This window comes from Mesorhizobium sp. M2A.F.Ca.ET.037.01.1.1 (assembly GCF_003998075.1).
GTDB lineage: Bacteria > Pseudomonadota > Alphaproteobacteria > Rhizobiales > Rhizobiaceae > Mesorhizobium.
Genome location: NZ_RZSA01001013.1, coordinates 1 through 2,275 on the forward strand (window position 1 = coordinate 1; position 2,275 = coordinate 2,275).

Annotated in this window: 2 protein-coding genes; both read right to left on the reverse strand. The window is 61.7% G+C overall.

The annotated features are described in order from the left end of the window. Positions 1–818: 818 nt before the first annotated feature. Positions 819–1,097 carry a DUF2285 domain-containing protein gene (locus tag EOA27_RS32695; RefSeq protein WP_127258317.1) on the reverse strand — a complete coding sequence of 93 codons (279 nt, stop codon included), beginning with the start codon at positions 1,095–1,097 and terminating at the stop codon, positions 819–821. A gap of 414 nt (positions 1,098–1,511) precedes the next feature. Continuing rightward, a partial coding sequence (locus EOA27_RS32705; RefSeq protein WP_127258322.1) for a zincin-like metallopeptidase domain-containing protein occupies positions 1,512–2,275 on the reverse strand: 764 nt, incomplete at its 5' end.

The window sequence follows — 2,275 nt, forward strand, 5'->3', positions numbered from 1 at the left end:
GAACGATGTTGGTCATTTCCTGTCTCCATTTTGCTCGTCCGGGGGAGAAGTCCCTCCGAACGAGACCCGGCCAAGGCCGTCGGGAGCCGCCTGCAACCGGAGCGGAACGCACGAGGCTTGCCCCCAAGGCCCGGAGTGGAGCGGGCAGGCGCGAAGCGCCAACACGGTCCGGAGCCGCGGGGGTTGCGGTCGGAAACCGAACGGACTTAGGGGCTTATTTCGTTTCGGAGGGATTTTTTCCACCGGCAGCAGAACCGGAGACGGGATGGCCGCGAACGATCGCCGCCGGCAACATCGAAGCAATGCCCCTCAATGCCGGGCGCGGCGCAGGGGGCCTCATCGCTTCCGCCGACCTCCCGATTCCTGCCTGATCGATGGCGGCTGTGCTCGACGGCGAACGACGGCTTCGCAGCAGACCGGAGGCAATGCGCCACGCGCTCGGCGGAATGGCGAGGTGCCGAACGCCTCCACGTGAACGGCAAACGGATCCCGGTCCGCGCATGCAGCCATTCCGCAATCTGGGAAAGCGCGCCGGCGCCTTGCGGAAAGCTCTGCGATCGAGCCACGCCGCTCTCGCTCGTCGGCGCTGTCGCACCAGCCCGATGACCTTTGCGACACCCTATCCTGGCCGTGCGCGGATTGGTCCCGCTGCGCGACTGCCGAACGCTTCGACCGACCGTTTCTGGTCAGACCGTCCATCGGGACAGTGACAGCTCTGCTTCCGCATCCCCGGCCGTGCGCCAAGGCGGCAGCCAAGGCCAGGAAGGATCAGCGCTGCTCGCATTATGGTGGCAGCGCCGGCGGACCATGATGGCGCTTTACTGCAGAGTATCCCGGTCGCCAGCGAGGATTCTTCGGTAGCCGGTTGTCGTCATCCATTTTGCCCGTCTCAGATGCTCTTCCCAACAATGGCGGGTGCGCTCAGGTTCGGCCACAGGGTCACGGTGAAGGACAATCCGGGCGACTTCCTGCCAGTCAGCGCCATCTGCCTCCGCATCGAGAAGGCGCATACAGGTCACCTTGTGCCGGTCATCGTAAGGCGTGATCTTATCGGACCACGGCACTTCGTCAGCAACATCCGGGTCTGGTTTAGACATCTGCTCTCCTTCTCCTGCGTGCTTATTATTCCGTCCACAAAATCCCAAACCCTGCGACAATTTTTTGCGCCTGACTCCTGCGACGCACAAGGCTTCAGGATTTTTCGCGACAAGTCTAGAACAGCCTTTGCAAAGGCTTCGGGCGCTTCCTGCGGCAGATTATGGCCGGCTCGCGGGACAATCCGCCGCTCAAACAGCGGCTTGAAACGTGCCGTCCGAGATCGCACGGACATAATATCCCTCGACACTCGGGCGGACCGTGAAGGCCCCCGAGATCGTATTCGCGGGCAATCGAACTGATCCGGACTCCGAAGACGGACAGTGTAGCCTGGTTGGTGCCGCCGGAAACGCCTATCGGAATGGCGTTCCCGTCGCAATCAGAGCTTCGATCTCGAAAGTGGACGCAAGGGAGTATCAGGCCGCCTTCCCCATCGTCTCTGACTGCGGCTGCAGTCCGTGCAGATAGGCGACGGCGCGCTGCGCGTGCGCTGCGGCCGTGAAGATCGCCCGCTTGTCCGACCCGAGTACGGTCAGCCAGCTTTGAAGGTAGGACGCATGATCCGGCCTCGGCTCCAGTTCCGGAACGATGCCGAGGTCAGCGCAAATGAGCGCTGATCCGATTTCCACCAACAATTCTTCGCGCGCGCGGTCCGTGCGATCCTTGTGGTAGCGGCTGAGATCCCTGTTCAGACGATGAGGAGCTGCTGTCCAATGTAAATTTTCGTGGGCGCGGACAGCGACGAAAGACGCCATGTCCTTAAAAAATTCCGGGCGCGGCAATTGGATGTGGTCGGATGATGGCGAGTAGAACGCCTTGTCACCGCCATAGCGCACGACTGCCCCGGTGTTGTCGAAGAAGCGATCGGCATGTTCGATCCGTTCGACGGGCCTGGCCGTGGGCTCCGCTGCTGTGTAGTAATGCGACGGCAGCTCCTCGATCTGGTCCGCGCAAAAGACCGTATAGGTTTTGAGGTACGGAATGCCGCGCTCGACCTCGTCGCCATTGGCGTCGATTTCGGTCTTGCTGAAGCTGCCGGCATAGACAACTGTGGTGCCGGTTTCGCCCTTGCGGACATGGCCGCCCAGTTCGAGCGACTGCTTGAATGTCATCCAGTAGGGTGAAACAAAGCCCTGCGCGACCGCTTCGGACCACAAAAGCAGCGTGTTTATACCCTGAT